Origin of the sequence: Polynucleobacter sp. UB-Siik-W21 (assembly GCF_018687415.1) — a bacterium.
Taxonomy (GTDB): domain Bacteria; phylum Pseudomonadota; class Gammaproteobacteria; order Burkholderiales; family Burkholderiaceae; genus Polynucleobacter.
Window position 1 is genome coordinate 335,772 of the sequence record NZ_CP061289.1, and the last position, 16,150, is coordinate 351,921.

Annotated in this window: 19 protein-coding genes; 9 read left to right on the top strand and 10 right to left on the bottom strand. The window is 44.6% G+C overall.

Translation table 11 applies throughout. The features are described from left to right. Nucleotides 1–312 precede the first annotated feature (312 nt). Nucleotides 313–1,332, bottom strand: a complete 1,020-nt coding sequence (locus C2756_RS01765; RefSeq protein WP_215319681.1) for a calcium:proton antiporter — start codon at nt 1,330–1,332, stop codon at nt 313–315. A gap of 81 nt (nt 1,333–1,413) precedes the next feature. On the opposite strand from C2756_RS01765, the gene C2756_RS01770 reads away from it, so the two are divergent. After that, on the top strand, nt 1,414–1,782 hold the full coding sequence (locus C2756_RS01770; protein ID WP_215319682.1) for a sirohydrochlorin chelatase: 369 nt from the start codon (nt 1,414–1,416) through the stop codon (nt 1,780–1,782). On the opposite strand, the gene cobA is transcribed toward C2756_RS01770, so the two are convergent. The 3 genes from cobA to C2756_RS01785 are packed head-to-tail and all read right to left on the bottom strand — an operon-like array spanning nt 1,705 to nt 4,870. Next, nucleotides 1,705–2,556 (bottom strand): uroporphyrinogen-III C-methyltransferase, encoded by an 852-nt coding sequence (gene cobA / locus C2756_RS01775; RefSeq protein WP_251372092.1) that lies wholly within the window; start codon nt 2,554–2,556, stop codon nt 1,705–1,707. The two genes, C2756_RS01770 and cobA, sit on opposite strands and share 78 nt — an antisense overlap. A gap of 21 nt (nt 2,557–2,577) precedes the next feature. Next, entirely contained in the window at nt 2,578–3,126 is a 549-nt protein-coding gene (locus tag C2756_RS01780) for a DUF934 domain-containing protein (RefSeq protein WP_215319683.1), read from the bottom strand. 13 nt (nt 3,127–3,139) lie between these two features. Continuing rightward, complete coding sequence (locus tag C2756_RS01785; RefSeq protein WP_215319684.1) at nt 3,140–4,870, bottom strand: nitrite/sulfite reductase; 1,731 nt, start codon at nt 4,868–4,870, stop codon at nt 3,140–3,142. 178 nt (nt 4,871–5,048) lie between these two features. Here C2756_RS01785 and C2756_RS01790 point away from each other — a divergent pair, with 178 nt between their 5' ends. Both C2756_RS01790 and C2756_RS01795 read left to right on the top strand, forming a co-directional pair. Next, on the top strand, nt 5,049–6,338 hold the full coding sequence (locus C2756_RS01790; protein WP_215319685.1) for a serine hydrolase: 1,290 nt from the start codon (nt 5,049–5,051) through the stop codon (nt 6,336–6,338). Between the two features lie 169 nt (nt 6,339–6,507). Continuing rightward, on the top strand, nt 6,508–6,825 hold the full coding sequence (locus C2756_RS01795) for a hypothetical protein (protein ID WP_215319686.1): 318 nt from the start codon (nt 6,508–6,510) through the stop codon (nt 6,823–6,825). 60 nt (nt 6,826–6,885) lie between these two features. On the opposite strand, the gene C2756_RS01800 is transcribed toward C2756_RS01795, so the two are convergent. Genes C2756_RS01800 through C2756_RS01825 form a run of 6 tightly spaced genes read right to left on the bottom strand, consistent with a single transcriptional unit; the run spans nt 6,886 to nt 10,161 of the window. After that, on the bottom strand, nt 6,886–7,257 hold the full coding sequence (locus C2756_RS01800; RefSeq protein ID WP_251367601.1) for a type II toxin-antitoxin system death-on-curing family toxin: 372 nt from the start codon (nt 7,255–7,257) through the stop codon (nt 6,886–6,888). After that, nucleotides 7,257–7,538 carry a hypothetical protein gene (locus C2756_RS01805; RefSeq protein ID WP_251372093.1) on the bottom strand — a complete coding sequence of 94 codons (282 nt, stop codon included), beginning with the start codon at nt 7,536–7,538 and terminating at the stop codon, nt 7,257–7,259. The genes C2756_RS01800 and C2756_RS01805 overlap by 1 nt, the downstream gene beginning before the upstream one ends. A gap of 31 nt (nt 7,539–7,569) precedes the next feature. Further along, nucleotides 7,570–7,941: a hypothetical protein gene (locus C2756_RS01810; protein WP_215319687.1), complete on the bottom strand. Its 372-nt coding sequence runs from the start codon at nt 7,939–7,941 to the stop codon at nt 7,570–7,572. A 5-nt stretch (nt 7,942–7,946) separates the two neighbouring features. After that, nucleotides 7,947–8,180 (bottom strand): hypothetical protein, encoded by a 234-nt coding sequence (locus C2756_RS01815; RefSeq protein WP_215319688.1) that lies wholly within the window; start codon nt 8,178–8,180, stop codon nt 7,947–7,949. Between the two features lie 44 nt (nt 8,181–8,224). Beyond that, nucleotides 8,225–9,136: an amidohydrolase gene (locus C2756_RS01820; RefSeq protein WP_215319689.1), complete on the bottom strand. Its 912-nt coding sequence runs from the start codon at nt 9,134–9,136 to the stop codon at nt 8,225–8,227. A gap of 29 nt (nt 9,137–9,165) precedes the next feature. Beyond that, nucleotides 9,166–10,161 (bottom strand): tripartite tricarboxylate transporter substrate binding protein, encoded by a 996-nt coding sequence (locus C2756_RS01825; protein WP_215319690.1) that lies wholly within the window; start codon nt 10,159–10,161, stop codon nt 9,166–9,168. 136 nt (nt 10,162–10,297) lie between these two features. Here C2756_RS01825 and pcaD point away from each other — a divergent pair, with 136 nt between their 5' ends. From pcaD to C2756_RS01855, 6 genes are all read left to right on the top strand, one after another. Then, the gene (gene pcaD / locus C2756_RS01830) at nt 10,298–11,113 is read left to right on the top strand and encodes a 3-oxoadipate enol-lactonase (protein WP_215319691.1); all 816 of its coding nucleotides are present in this window, start codon (nt 10,298–10,300) and stop codon (nt 11,111–11,113) included. A gap of 58 nt (nt 11,114–11,171) precedes the next feature. Next, nucleotides 11,172–11,753 carry an HdeD family acid-resistance protein gene (locus C2756_RS01835; RefSeq protein WP_215319692.1) on the top strand — a complete coding sequence of 194 codons (582 nt, stop codon included), beginning with the start codon at nt 11,172–11,174 and terminating at the stop codon, nt 11,751–11,753. A gap of 32 nt (nt 11,754–11,785) precedes the next feature. After that, a complete protein-coding gene (locus tag C2756_RS01840; protein ID WP_215296363.1) occupies nt 11,786–11,971 on the top strand; it encodes a hypothetical protein in 186 nt (61 codons plus the stop codon). 41 nt (nt 11,972–12,012) lie between these two features. Further along, entirely contained in the window at nt 12,013–14,178 is a 2,166-nt protein-coding gene (locus C2756_RS01845) for a TonB-dependent receptor (RefSeq protein ID WP_215319693.1), read from the top strand. Nucleotides 14,179–14,307: 129 nt separating this feature from the next. Continuing rightward, nucleotides 14,308–15,540 (top strand): sorbosone dehydrogenase family protein, encoded by a 1,233-nt coding sequence (locus C2756_RS01850; RefSeq protein ID WP_251372094.1) that lies wholly within the window; start codon nt 14,308–14,310, stop codon nt 15,538–15,540. Next, entirely contained in the window at nt 15,537–16,136 is a 600-nt protein-coding gene (locus C2756_RS01855; protein ID WP_215319694.1) for a cytochrome c, read from the top strand. Before C2756_RS01850 ends, C2756_RS01855 begins: the two co-directional genes overlap by 4 nt. The last annotated feature ends 14 nt before the right edge of the window (nt 16,137–16,150 follow it).

A 16,150-nucleotide genomic window follows, 5' to 3' on the forward strand; every position in this document is an offset into this window, starting at 1 on the left:
TAATGCTTGCTATGTTTAAGGATTTATAACTATCTGAAAACGTCAGATATTAATTCACATGCCCATAAAACATTGGCGGTTGATCACTTCTCTTTGTCATGTTAACTTTCTCAGTGAGTAATATTTTTAATATAAAGATTGACTTAATACTCTAAGCTATTTCTAGGTTGTTGTATTGTTTGGTGAGGTGTAAATCGATTTTACAATTTATATTTTACGAACAAAGAAACTGCTGCTGCAAACTACGAATTGATATCTCTGGCATTAGCACTCATATTCTTCATAATTTATAAGACCTAATACTGTAGTTGATTACGGCACCAAGCTCAAAAACAAAAACTCAAAGAAGATAATGAGATGCACCACCCCTTGCAATAAGGTGGTCCTGCCAATTGCCAATGTTAGCGCCCCAATAAAGAATGAGAGATACATTAAGGTCATATTGAGACTGCTGATCCCGAGGCTTAATGGTAGGTTAAAGAATATGGCAATTGCAGCCACTGTTGGGATAGTGAGCCCAATACTGGCTAGCGCTGATCCTAATGCGAGGTTTAAGCTGCTCTGCAATCGATTTGCCCTAGCTGCTCTGACTGCAGCATAGCCCTCTGGCATTAATACCAGCATTGCAATCGCGATACCCACCACTGTTTTAGGGGCGCCTGCTGCTTTGACTCCGGCTTCAATTGCTGGATTTAGCGCTTCTGCCAAACCTACAACTATTGCAAGTGAGATCAGAAGTAGTGCTGCGCTAATACTAGTTTTTAGATTACTGGGTTTGTCTGCATGAGTGGCGCTATTCACCTTTTGGTCTTCTGTCTTGGGAAGGTAGTAGTCGCGATGACTGACTGTTTGAAAAAATAAGAATGCACCGTAAAGGGCAAAAGAGGCTATCCCTGCAAAAGCAAGTTGACTCTTAGTGAAACTGGGTCCTGGCGTGCTTATCGTGACTATAGGCATAACCAAAATGAATGTAGCCAAAGCAGTGAGCACTGCTAATGCAGAATTGGTGCCCTCATTGCGGAAAGTCATCTCGTAATGCTTAAAGCCCCCCATAAAGATGCAAAGTCCGATAACTCCATTAATTACGATCATCACGGCTGCAAAGACGGCGTCACGAGCAATAAATTCAGAGCCTTCGTGACCAGCAAGCATCATGGCAATGATCAGGGAAACTTCAATAATGGTGACGCTAATCGATAGTACTAAGGTTCCATATGGCTCACCTGTTTTATGGGCAATTACCTCTGCATGGTGAACTGCCGATAAGACTGCTCCAATGAGGGTGATGCCCATCAATACGATGAACCAAGTTTGACTAAGAAGATGTGCCATTTAAGAAAATTAGTGTGTAGGTAAGAGGCTTAAATTCAGGGTAAGCTTTGATAATTAATACTCGTAGTTTAAAAGGTTTGTATGAATACGAAAGCAATCGTCTTATTTGGTCACGGAGCCCGTGATGCGCGTTGGCGCGAGCCCTTTGATCGTCTGGCATCGCTCTGGAAGGCGCAGAGGCCTCAAGTTCCTATGGAGTTAGCCTTTTTAGAGCTCATGCATCCAAATCTCGAGGAGGCGATTACTACTCAGGTATCTGCTGGTGCCACAGAGGTAGTTGTGGTGCCAGTCTTTTTTGGTCAAGGTGGCCATTTGCGCAACGACTTCCCAGTACTGCTGAATGCTTGCCGGGAAAAATTTCCACAGATTGCCCTAACCGCAACGCCTGCTGTCGGGGAAGATGACGCTGTCTTGCAAGCCATCATCGAATTTAGCGCTAGAGCTCTGTAAATCTGCAGTTTGATTGATGGAGTGTTTTTCTCTTAAGGCCTCCCCAACCATAATGAGCGCAGGTGATGCGCTATCAAACCAGTCATTTGCTTTACCATCCGCTAATTGACCAAGACTGCTTGACCAGTGGCGTTCATTTTGGGTGCTCACGGCTTCTAGAATGTGAACGGGTGTTTCACTTGTGTGTGGGGAGTTGTTTTCGATTAACTGTTTAGCAATATTGCTAGCATCCTTGCGACCCATGTAATACACCAAGGTATCAGCTTGTGGATTTTGAATTGGCTGCTGTTGACCCCCGTTACAACCGAGATTTTCAGTGCCTTGCGCCAGGGTAACAAAAGCAACGCTTCGAGATAGCCCGCGTAAGGTAAGTGATTTCTGAATAGTTGCTGCGCCAGCCAGAGCAGCGGTAATGCCTGGCACAACCTCAACTTCAATCTGATGCTTTTTGAGTGCTTGGATTTCTTCATCAGCGCGACCAAACATCATTGGGTCACCGCCCTTTAAGCGAACAATGACTTGATATTTTTGTGCTGCATCAATAAGGCGCTTGTTAATAAAATGTTGTACTGAAGAGAGTTTTCCACAGCGCTTACCAACAGGCTCTTTAATGGCTTGAGGGCAGAGTTCTAGCATTGCTGTATCAACCAAGGCATCATGAAAAACAATATCTGCCTTTGCCAATAGATTAGCTCCGCGTACAGTAATGAGATCAGCTGCTCCTGGGCCGGCACCAACCAAAAAGACTTTCCCGGGTTTGTTCGTATTACTCATGATATTTTCTCTGATCGTGACCTAGATAGTTGCTTGACTGCTGCGGGTATCGCGCCAGCTGTTTTGTGTGGTCACACTAAAGAGATCAAACTGCTTGAGTCCGATATCGAGATTCTGATCAGGGCGTAATTCAAAAGCATCAAAACCGACTCGAGCGCCTTGTAATAGCTGATCAATTAAGACGTCCCCAATCGCCCGAATCTCACCTTGCCATTGAAAGCGATCTCTGAGAAGGGCTGCAGTGCTAAAACTTCTACCATCTCTAAAAAGAGGGAAGTGTGCCCCAACTACTGCCCAGAGTTTTTTGCCTTCCTCGATGATGTCCGCATGCTTGAGGATGTCGTCATCAGCCGCAAACCAGACACCAATCTCACCCTTTTTAGAGCGTGTGAGGATGTCGACATTCTGATGGTGAGTAATCCACCAATGAAAAGGCACTAGAACCTTATGAAGTCCATGATCTAAATTCGGTATACCACCTTCATCACGCTCGCCTTCCCATACCTGCCATTCATTGGTAATGAGAGTGGGCTTACCGTCTTTAGGAAAATAAATAATCTGTTGGTTCATGGCTCTTCCCTGACTAGACGATTACGCTTTTATTAGATTCTTTGGAGTGCTTGTCATTTTTATTGAATGCGTTCTTGTATGCAGCCTCTTTAAAGGGCGCTACACCAAGGCGACGATAAGTCTCGATAAATGATTCATCACTGGTGCGTTGCTCGACATAGGTATTAATTAGGTTTGTTATGACCCTAGGGATTTGATTGGCGTAGAAAGCAGGGCCAATCACTTTGCCAATAGAGGCATGATTACCTTGCTCTCCGCCTAAAGTGACTTGATACCACTCTTCACCATCTTTATCCACGCCCAACACACCAATATTGCCTACGTGGTGATGACCACAGGAGTTAATACATCCTGAAATATTTAAGCTGATATCACCTAAATCAAATAAGTAATCCAAATCATCAAAGCGCTCCTGAATTGCTTTGGCGATTGGGAGTGACTTCGCATTAGCTAATGAGCAGAAATCGCCACCAGGACAAGCGATGATGTCAGTGAGCAATCCAATATTGGGGAGTGCTACATGCTGTTGCTTAGCAGCCTGCCAAAGCTCTAGTAGTTTGGACTGCTCTACATCGGCCAATACTAAGTTTTGTTCATGGGTAACCCGTAGCTCACCAAAGCTGTATTGGTCCGCTAGATCTGCAATGGCATTCATCTGCGCGCTTGTGGCATCGCCAGGAGCAGCGGTTCCATGAGGTTTGAGCGAAAGAATGACTGAAGCATAGCCGGGCACTTGATGTGGCTTGACGTTGCGCTCTAGCCAGCGAGCAAAGGCAGTTCTCTCAGTCTCGGGCACGGTGGCTAGAATAGCTTCATTACTTACCACTGTTAATTTCTGATACGCAGGTTTAGTGAAGTGCTTAGCAACGCGCTCCCACTCAGACTGTGTGAAATTATCTTTACTTTCTTTTGATTCATTGTGAAGATGTGCCCACTCAGCTTCAACTTGTCGAGCAAACTCTTCAGGACTTAAAGCCTTAACCAAGATCTTGATGCGAGCCTTGTAAAGATTGTCTCTACGCCCAAAGCGGTTATAGACCCGCAAGAGGGCGGTGAGGTAGCTCGGCAATAGCTGCCAAGGCAAATCTGTTTTGATCAGTGAACCTAAAATTGGTGTGCGGCCCATACCGCCACCTGCATAGATGTCCGCTATGAGTTCATCTCGTGTATTTTTCTTGAGTTCAATACCAACATCATGGCAAAGCAAAATGGTGCGATCTTCTTTTGCGCCATTAATGGCAAACTTAAATTTGCGGGGAAGATGAGCAAACTCAGGATGTAGTGTTGACCACTGGCGCAGTAATTCACATACAGGTCGTGGATCAACATATTCATCACCTGCTACACCGGCAAACGCATCACTTGTAATGTTGCGAATACAGTTACCGGAAGTCTGAATGGCATGCATCTCCACCTTGGCCAGCTCGGCCAAAATATCGGGAGTGTCTTCTAGTTTGACCCAGTTGTACTGAATGTTTTGACGAGTCGTGAAGTGACCGTAACCGCGGTCGTACTTTTGCGCAATGAGTGCCATGGTGCGCAATTGTTTTGAATTAAATAGACCGTAAGGAATTGCCACACGCAACATATACGCATGGCGTTGGTGATAGAGACCATTCTGCAGTCTTAGAGGGCGAAACTCTTCTTCAGCAAGACTGCCATCAAGACGCCTAGCTACCTGGTCTCTAAATTGTGCAACCCGTTGATCTACAAGGGTTTGGTCAATATGGTCGTATTTATACATAGCCCACGATTGTCAGGGTTATTCTGTATTCCGCCAAATACTTAAAAATTGATCTTATATAACTTAGAGATATATAAGATGGCAATAGACCCTGAACCCTAAAAGTCTGCTTCAATATGGCTAAACCTAAAAAAAGAGCGCACAAGCTAGGCCCCAAATTATCAAATACGGAGACAGCATGAAAAAATTCCTGCAAATCGGCTTGGCCGCCGCCTTCGGCTTTAGCTTATTCACTAGTAGCGCATTATTTGCCGCAGATACCTCAAAAGCACCTTTGCCCCTCAGTAGCACTCCTGGCCAAGGATTTACCCAGGAAGGTCTCAAAAGAATTGATGCGTTCTTTGCCGATCAAATTGCTGCAAATAATATGCCTGGTGCCGTATTGGCGGTTGCCAAGAATGGCAAGTTAGTCATTTTTAAACCTTATGGATATTTGGATAAAGCCAACAACAAACCCATGACAACGGATGCCATCTTTAATTTGGCATCGATGACCAAGGTGATGGCTGCTGTAGGCGGACTCACTTTTTATGAAGAAGGGAAGTTGCCACTCAATGCACCGATCACCAATTGGCTCCCGCAATTTAAAGATATGAAAGTAGGCAAGATTGATGCTGATGGAAATCTCACTACCGTGCCAGCAAAAAATCCCATCACGATTCAAGACTTAATGCGCCATACCAATGGCCTTACCTATGGTGGTCGAGGTGCAACACCGGTACATCAGTTTTATCCAGCAGGTTCAGCGCCCGCAGCTGTTCAATACAATGCTCAAGAATTTATTGATAAGTTAGCCAGTGCACCATTGCTCTATGAGCCAGGCACTGCATGGGATTATGGTTTTGGCTTGGATGTACTCGGCATCATTGAAGAAAAGATTGCCGGCAAACCTTTGGGCACAGTCATGCAAGAACGTATTTGGAATAAAGTCGGAATGCCGAATACCACTTTTAACTTGGCTGAAAAAGAACGTGCTCGTTTAGCGCAACCCTTGCCGATTGACCCGCTTACTGGTAAGCCACAAAAGGTGGATATTCATACGCAGAAGGTCAAGTTTGATTGTGGTGGCTCTTGTGCCTATTCTACTGCGGGTGACTACATTCGTTTTGGTCAAATGCTGCTCAATGGCGGCAGTCTTGAAGGTAAGAAAGTATTAGGTCCGCAGACAGTGGCATTTATGACATCAAACCACTTAAATAAAGATATTAAAAATAATGTCGGTGGTACTGAGCCAGGTCGCGTAGGTTATGGCTTCGGTTTGGGTGTAGCAGTTCGCACCGATAGAGGCTTGTCAGCAATCAATGGCAACGTTGGTGACTTTACCTGGAATGGCGCATACGGAACCATCTTTTGGGTAGACCCTAAAGAACAAATGGTAGTGGTCATGATGGGTGTAGCACCAGGCGAAATACGTAAGGTACATCGTGAGCAATTGAATGCAGTGATTTATGGCGCGTTGGAGAAGTAATGAAAAGTTATAAGAACAGCTAAACCTGGCCACTCCAATTGAGTGGATATTCCCTTCTTTAAAATTAGCGCAAGCACTAAAAATGCTTGCGCTAATTTTTTTATCCAACACATTTATTTCTGGAGATCGATATGACATAACTTTTTAACAAGAATTTGAGGAATTTGTTATGTCACGAACAGTTAGACGTAAAAATCAGCGGTATGAATATGTATGGGTTTTAAAAGATTGGGACTTATTTCTTAAAGGAGGCACAAGTATTCGTCATGATCAACACTCGCCTGCTGGAAGAAAAGCAATTGCTATCTTTCACTCCGACAAAGAAATCACTATGGGAAGTGGGGCGCCGCGATGGTATCGCAAGATATTTGATCGGCGTCGGCGCACCAGAAACGACAGAGTGATGCGGCAATGGCTCGGAAACCATGATTTTGATCCCGTCTTTGAAGCTAGCCACAAACATGAGGCCAATTGGTCTTGGTGGTGATTTGATCGTTTTTTAATTATAAAAAGGGGTCGCTTGAGAGAAGATTTTGATTGTTTTGGGCTATGAGGGCTTGCTTACGCTGCGTAACCATTTATCAATAACTTGATGGTTTAATTCATGTTTTTCAAACATGCTAATAATTTTGATGTGGGATTCCTTCGGAGTTGCATATATTCGAAAGCCATTTAAGCGCAAAAAAGTATCCATTGCGGCAAACGCAAGCCTTTTGTTTCCATCTACAAATGGATGGTTGATGGCGAGGCTTTCGAATAGGGCTGCTGCTTGGCTAATGACATCGTTATAGTAGCCAGATTGAGCTCGATAAAGCGCTGCTTCTAGAGCGTTTCTATCTCTAACTCCAGTCGATCCGCCAAATCTATTAATTAAGACCTCATGCATCAACATGAGGTCTTCGAGCGAGGGGTAAATCACTACTTGGCCAGCTCTTTATAAAGCTCTTCAAACTCCTGCAAGCTTTGTGCAAAGTGAGACATTACCTTTCGGCTATTGATTGCAATCCCTTTTTTGCTGAGATAGTCGCGGAATGCTTCATCCAAAACTGCATGAAATTTCCGACCCTCTGCGTCAGCAATCTGATGAAGAACATTTAAAATCTCAGGGTTGGCCTGAGAGGAAAATTTGCTTAAATTTAAAGTGCCCATGGGCTTTCTCCACTTTTTCAGTATTATTCTTGAAAATTCTTGAAAAATCAAGAAATAATAAGGCCACTAGAAATAGCGTGGTTTACAACCCATGTTCCCGGTAGTGCCTGTATAGATTAGCGATAGATGCAAATCCTAAGGTCACAATCAGTACTGCAAATAAATATTCAGTGGTGAGGTAGTTAAAGACCTTGAGTTGGATGAGGATCGCAACTGCCATAAAAACACCAATCGATCCAAAGGCTACCAGTTTGAAATTGGGTATAAATGCACCCAATGTAATCGCAATAAATACCAAGTAGAGCTCTGAAACCAATTGGTCTGCAGTAACAAAAATAGAATTGGTTAATTCTGGGTTAGTAAATTTTCCCAAAACGGCAATGGTCAAAATGCTAGCTAAGATCGCAAAGTTCAACTTTGCTTTGGATAGAATGGCTTTCAGTTGATCGTTCATATTGCTCAGGCTAATGGAGCGCCATTGCCATTAAAGACCAGGCTAATGCCAAGCCATAAGAGGATGAAGGCAACAAGTACGGTGAAGCCAATTTTCTTGAGGAAATATTCCAGGCTATCCATGTAGGCTTCATCATTGCGACCAAACCATTGATCAAAGCGCTTCCACACTAGGCGACCTACCGCTAGGGGTAACAACATCGCAACAATGCCTAAGATGACGGTAAGAGTGGTATCCATTTAATACTTCTTTCTACTGTATTTGCTCTGTTTTGCTGGCTTATTTACAAATTGATTGCCGGAAAGTCATACAGGATACAGGGGTTATCGACCAGGATCGATTTTCTTAAGTTTGGGTCTGTAACCAAATCGCCAAATAGGTCACACAGATCAGCATTGTGAGGCATTTGCCTCTTCACCATTACATGGGGCCAATCGCTACCCCAGACCAGTCGCTTAGGATTTGCGTCCATCACTGCATCATTAAAAGGGCGCATATCGGCATAAGGAAGATTGCCATCACAAATGCGATAAGGGCCTGTCATTTTGACCCAAGCCTGTTGGTTTTTAAGTAACTCTAATAAGCCCTGAAATCCTGGATCCTGAATTCCATGTTTTGTGTGGCTATATCCAAAGTGACCAAATACTAAATCTACCGGAAAGTTTTCAAAAACCTGAGCTAAGTCTGGATATTCATTCACATGCATGAGCAACTCAAGATGCCAGCCAAAGGGCTTGATGCGTTCTGCTAAAGCTTTTAGGTTTTGTATTGGTAAACCAGTGGACTTATCAGCCACATCAACAATATTGCAACGAACTCCCCGAACACCAGCTGCATGCAGTTGTTCTAACTCTTGATCGCCAATTTCATTTACGTTGTTTGAAACAACGGCCACACCACGAAACTTTTCGGGCTGCGCCTTGAGCGCTGCTAACATCGCGCGATTATCAGAGCCATACACGCTCGGTTGCACTAGCACTGCTCGATCTATACCAAGCATCTGAAGTAAAGATTGGTAGCTCTCTAGAGTGGCATCTGGCGGCGTATAGATGCGCTCTTGCGCATAGGGAAATTGAGTTGCGGGGCCACAGATGTGGGCATGACAATCAACCGCTCCAGCCGGAAACGTAATCTTCGGCGATCGTATTTCTGGGTCGGGGGCTTGGCACAGAGGCGCTGAAGGATGATTGGTCAATTGCTTTACCGCTTTTTTACTGCGTTACTTTATTGCGGTTCGATATTCGCATCTTTGGCAATCTTTTGATACTTCGCCATTTCTTCACGAACAAATTTGCCAAATTCAGTTGGGCTCATCGGTGTTGCTTTAATGCCTTTGGTTTCATAAGCAGTTTTCACTTCAGGATCTTGCATCGATTGATTGATGTCGGTATTAATCTTTTTAACTACTACAGCTGGAGTGCCCGCAGGTGCCCAAACACCAAACCAAAGACCAATTTCAAAATTCGGATAACCCTGTTCTGTAATGCTGGCAATTTCAGGAACTGCCGCATTACGAGTTTTGCTAGTGACTCCTAATGCGCGTAACTTGCCGCCTTTGAGTTGCCCAATCGCCGTATCAAGCGGTGCCATATAAAAAGCAGTGCGGCCTGACATCGTGTCAGAGATCGCTTCTGGCGATCCTTTGTAGGGAACATGGATTAATTTAATGCCCATCATTTGATTGAAATACTCAGCGGCCAAGTGAGTGGAGCTGCCAACACCTGCAGAGGCAAAGGTAATCTCACCAGGTTTGGATTTTGCAGCGATCACTAAATCTCGAATCGTTTGATAAGGACCATCTGCAGCAGTGATCATGACGTAAGGGGTTTGCCCAAGAATGGCCACATCAATCAAACTCTTGAGTGGGTCATAAGGTAATTTTTTATAGATAGCTGGGTTGGCTGCATAGGATGCTGATTGAACGAGTAGGGAGTAACCATCTGGATCGGCATTGACAACAACTCCTGTCCCGATCAATCCGCCGGCGCCAGGGCGGTTTTCAATAATGACGGGTTGCTTCCAACTTTCCGTCAGGCTTTTAGCAACCAGTCGTCCAGCAATGTCAGCCCCAGAGCCGGTAGTCAAAGGCACGATCATCTTGACAGTGCGATTGGGGTAGCTTTGGGCATTGGCTATGGCTGCTGATACGGAAAGGCTCAGCATCAGAGTGAGCTTGCCGAGCATGTGGGTGCGCTTGCCCTGAATTAGTGATGTCAACATCGTGTCTCCTATGACTTTTATTGCGTCGTTTTTATAGTGGCGTCTAAATACCTTCTAGGGTATTTCATTGGATAATCTAACACGGTCTCATAAATAGATAAATAGAGGCCGGTAGATCCAAAAAAGGCGGAGACAGATGACCCAATTGCAAGATACCAAAACCGTTAACGTTAATGGCGTTGATATTGCCTATCGATTTGATGGTCCCCAAGATGGCCGAGTACTGTTAGTGGCTAATAGTTTGATGGCCAACGGCAGTATGTGGAATTGGAACGTACCTGCTTTTGCTGGCCGTTACCGTGTGCTGCGTTACGACAAAAGAGGGCATGGCAAGTCTGGAGTTACGCCTGGCCCATACAGCATTGCGCAATTAGCTGATGATGCTATTGGTTTATTGGATGCACTGAAAATTGAGAAGGTGCATTTCATGGGCCTATCGATTGGCGGGATGATTGGGCAGCAATTAGGCGCGCGTTATCCAGAGCGCATTCTTTCACTTTCACTTTGTAATACCGCCAGTGAAATGCCACCCCGCAGTTTGTGGGAAGACCGTTTTCAAACCGCCCGCTCACAAGGTCTTGCTAGCTTGGTAGATGGCACGATTGGTCGCTGGTTCACAGCGCCATTTGTAGAGCGCGCTCCACACGATATTGAAAAAGTACGCCAGATGATTTTGGCTACTAATGTGGAAGGTTATATCGGCTGCGGTAGTGCTGTGCGCGATATGGCACAAAGCACGATGTTGCTCAAGATCAAGGCGCCAACCCTGGTTCTATCTGGTCGCCATGACCCTGCTTGTACCGTAGATCAAGGTATTGTGCTTAATCGCCTGATTGATGGATCGCAGATAGTTATTATTGAAGACGCAGCCCATTTATCGAACATTGAGCAGCCTGCTCGATTTAATCAAGCGGTGCGAGAGTTCATTGATTCGGTAGACAACCATCTTTAAGTTTTGAAGATGCTAAAGATATATTTCTTATTTTGCAGTGATCACTAAAAGGTTCCTCATGACCGACTTATCAGTAGAACAAATGAAAGTACTCCGTGCCAATGCATTAGGTGCAGCAGCAAAAGTTCCGGGGGTACTCATTGGTCTAGGCATTTTGTTCCTCATTCTCGGCATGATTGGCATTGCCGGTCAAACCCTCTTCTCTCTGGTTTCAGTCAATGTGCTGGGTATCTTCTTATTTGCAGGCGGCATTCTTCAGGGTGCTCATGCATTTAAATCTGCTGGCTGGAAAAGTGTTGGCGTGCAGCTGATTTTTACTATTTTGTATATTGGCGCAGCAATTTATGTATGGGCATTCCCAATTCCTGCCCTTGAAGCGATTACCTTGTGGTTAGCCGCAATCTTTTTTATTACTGGTTTATTGCGTTTAGTTTCTGCGTTCCAGCATCGTCATTTTGCTGAGTGGTTCTGGCTTGCCTTATCTGCAGCCATTTCTATCTTGATGGGCGTACTCATCATGAATAGCTTCCCATCATCAAGCTTATGGTTACCTGGCCTATTAATCGCTATTGAATTGCTACTACAAGGCTGGACATTATTGTTCTTAGGTTTTGCGGCCAAATCATTAACGAAGCAATAAACACTGAATCATTCCATATAAAGAGCAAAGTCATGGCAATGAAAAAAACAGACCTGTACAAGAGCTTAGCCTTGACTACTGCTCAGCGTATGAAGAATGCTGCCAAAACTCCCAAGCCTGGAGCTGCCGATGCAGTAGCAAAAACCAAAAAAGAGCTAGCAGAGGCAAACCCGATGCTGGCTTCTTTGATGGGCAAGAGTAAGCCAAAGAAAAAATAAATCAAAAGAAAAATGCCAGTAGTAAGCCCTTAATAATGGTTATGTGTAAGCAACTGCAATCTAGCGCGAATGTTCTAGCTCTCTTATTAGTTTTGCAATCTGCTCAATCTTGGGCGCAAATTGCACCACCCCCAAATTACGATCAAAAGCTCAACGACATGGTGGTGAATGCCACTCGTTCAGGAACACCCCTAGATGAAATGTCACTCAATACGACGATTCTAACGAAAGAAGTATTGGAATCTTCTCCTGATCAAACTATTGATCAAGTACTCAAGAATGTGCCAGGCGTATTTTTAAATGATGTGCCTTACTACCAAAAAGATCCCACTGGTCAAAGCATTAACGTCCGTGGTTTGGGTTATGGCCGCACCCTAGTATTAATCGATGGCTTACCAGCAAATGACGCCTTCTACGGAACAGTACAGTGGAACTTGGTGCCGATGTCTTCGATTGAGTCGGTGGAGTTTGTGCGCGGTGGTGTTTCTAGTTTGTATGGCAACTACGGCATGGGTGGTGTGATCAATATCAACACCAAAACACCTAAAAATAGTTCTCAAGAAGTTTCTGCCAGCATAGGATCATTTGCAACAGGTAACGTGGCCGCCTCAAAAGATCTGGTCATGTCAGATGTAATGCAGATGCGCTTTTCTGCAGATTACTTTTCTAGCGAAGGCTTTCAGAACTACGCTACGATTTCTCCAGGATCGCCGAGTAATATTAAAAATGGCATGGGAACGGATGCCGTTAAGAATTCGAATGTCCGCCTACAAAATTACTTCAAACCCACTGCTGATACCAATGCATTCTTAAGAATGGGTTACAGCACGATGGCGGACTTAAGTAACAACTACGCCATCGCACCCAATTTAATTCAGACGGCTGATGTGGCGGGCGGTTCCACTACAAATCTAGATGTAGATAAAAAAGTGCAGGTTAATGTTTATTATCAAAATACAAATTTCTATAAACAAACTGCCAATAATTTGACCGCTTCACCATATAAGCCTTATATCAATGCCAATTACACCGATCCCTATTCCACTCTTGGCGCATCAGCGCAATATACACATGACTTAAAAGCCGCCGGCATTGATCAATATATTGTTGGTATCGATGCCAGAAATATTTCTGCATCGAACTTAACAAATAATCTTGGTACGACTGGCGCAGTAAGCTCAGTAAGTTACGCGCAGGGACAGCAAAACTTTTATGGACTTCTTGGTCAAGTTAAATCTCGGGCTAGCGCAATTCCACTAGAAACCTCCCTGGGTGTGCGGGTTGATGCATGGAATAGTCAAACACCCACTTCATATAACGCTGGCGCCAATGGTTCAAGTCCTATCTATCAAGGCATTCCAAATCAGAGCAAAACACAGTTGAGTCCAACTCTAGGTCTGCTATATAAAGCAACCCAAAATTGGGACTTGCGTAGTGCTGCCTATCAAGCTTTTCATGCGCCGAGTATGAACAATACTTTGCGTAGTTATGGAAACTCTGTCAGTGGATATTCTCTGGCTAATCCGAATTTAACGCCCGAGACAATGACGGGTTATGAAGTGGGGACAGATTACCGCTGGAAAAATGGTTTTGCGCAGCTTACTGCTTTTAATAATTACATTCAGAATGCGATCGCCAGCTACAAAATTACTACTGCAAATTGGGCTTATGCAAACAGTCTGTGTAGTGCCGCTGGACTTTCGGGATGCTCTGCTACCAGTACAAGCTCAGGCTATACCAATGTCAGCTACTACACCAATCAACAAAATCTATTGAGTCGCGGTCTTGAGTTGCAATACCATCACGATCTCAATCCGAATTGGGCTGTAGATGGTGGCTACTCCTACACCCGAACTGTATTAACGTGGACTGCCACGACTGACGCGATTAATTCACAGGTGGGCGGTGTACCGATGAATATTGCAAATGCAGCCATTACTTATTACCCTGTGCCGCAGGCAAGCCTGACAACCACCGTGCGTTATGTTGGCAACTCCTGGATGGCAACAGGATCCCTGCCAGTGCCTGCCTATGCCGTGGTTGGCTTAAAGGCGAATTATCAAGTCACCCCCCAGGCCTCAGTATTTGCCTCAGCAGTGAACTTACTGAATCGACAGTATGTCACCTTCAATATTGCATCGCAGGCCTCTTCGTATCAGGCTGGCATGCCGCAAGCTATCACCGTTGGGGCTAGGATGATCTTCTAGAAAATTGATGCAGTGCAGTAGTATTGAATTTAGTGTGAACATATTGAAAATGCTTTAGGATTTAACGAAACTGAGTTCGAAGTAAATGAGAGTAAGTGCAATAAAAAACAAAAATTAGGAGATGTATCTGTGAAATTAAAAACTATTAATTCTTTAATGTTTGCTGCCGGCATTGTAGTTGCTACTTTGGCAAGTGCACAAGCTCCTGCTCCGGCACCAGCTGCAGCGCCTGCAATTCCGCCAACATGGGCGCAAGGTAGAACACCAGATGGTATGAATCCATCCTTGGCGCCAAATCCTCCTGGTATTTCTGCAATGTCTGCAGATGAAATTCCCGTCAGCAAGCTAAAAGTGCCAGCTGGCTTCAAGATTGAGTTGTGGGCATCCGGTATGCCAAACGGTCGCTCTATGACCGAGTCTCCAAATGGCACCGTTTTTGTAGGCACCCGCTTTACAGGAAATGTCTATGCTGTAGTAACTAAAGATGGCAAGCGCGAAGTGAAAACCATCGCCAAGGGTTTGCATCGTCCAAACGGTGTAGCGTTCACCAATGGTTCACTTTACGTTGCTGAACTCTCGCGCATCATTCGTTACGACAATATTGAGCAGAACTTAGATAATCCACCTGTACCAGTAGTAGTGTTTGATGCGCTTCCGAAAGATGAGCCGCATGGTTGGAAGTTCATGAAGCTCAGTCCTGATGGACAGTATTTGTATTTTCAAATCGGTACACCAGCAAATATTGTTGTGCCACCATCAACTCATGCAACGATCGTTCGCTTGAACCTAAAAACCAATATTTTAGAAACAGTTGCAACCGGTGTTCGTAACAGTGTTGGTATGGATTTCCAACCAGGCTCTAAAGAACTTTGGTTTACCAACAATGCTCGTGATTGGGTTGCTGAAGACAAGCCAAATGACACCTTAAATCGCTTAGTTCGCCCTAAGGGAATGAACTTCGGCTACCCTCATTGTCATCAGGGTGACTTCTTAGATCCTGAGTTTGGTAAAGGACGTTCATGCGATGAGTTTGATAAGCCTGTCTATAACTTAGGCGCACACGTAGCTGCTTTGGGTATGCGTTTTTATAACGGCAAGCAATTTCCAGCAGAATACAAAGGCAATATCTTTATTGCTGAACACGGCTCTTGGAATAAAACTCAGCGTGTTGGTTATCAAGTGGTGCGAGTAGTGCTTGATTCTAAAAATAAGGTTGTCAAAGCTGAGCCATTCGTAACCGGCTGGTTGGATGGTGATAAATATTGGGGGCGTCCAGTTGACGTTCAGATGCTCAAAGACGGTTCCATGTTGGTATCCGATGATGAAACTGGTGCAATCTTCCGCGTATCATACGGTAAATGAAATTGATCTCTAGCACTAGGGCCATCCTCGGGGTGGCCTTTTTTACTTCTTTAGTCTGCTCATTTAATATATATGCTGCGCCACCAGATGCAGCAGCAGGTAAAGCAAAAGCACAAACATGCTTTGCTTGTCATGGAGAAAATGGCATTAGTATTTCACCAGAGATACCAAATCTTGCGGCACAACCAGCGCTATCCATTACCTATCAGTTGATTCAGTTCAGAGGCCAACAGCGCAAAGGTGGAGCAATGGAGGCTCTAGCGATGCCCTTAAGCGATCAAGATATGCGTGATATTGCGGTCTACTATGCCGCTTTACCGCCGCCGCTGGCTAAATCAGGTAATGCAGAAAAAATTGCTAAAGGTCAGCAGATCTCCAGTGCCCAGTATTGCAATTCGTGTCATGGTCCACAGTTACAAGGACAAAAGCATATTGCGCGTTTGGCTGGGCAATCATCTGAGTATGTGATGACTCAACTTAAAAATATTCGTACTGGTAGTCGGGTGGACATGGATGGCACAATGGGGAGCGCAGCGCGAGGTTTGAGCGATGATGATATCGACGCTTTGGCTGCTTACGCTGCTTCGCTGAACTAGCATCTAATGATCCT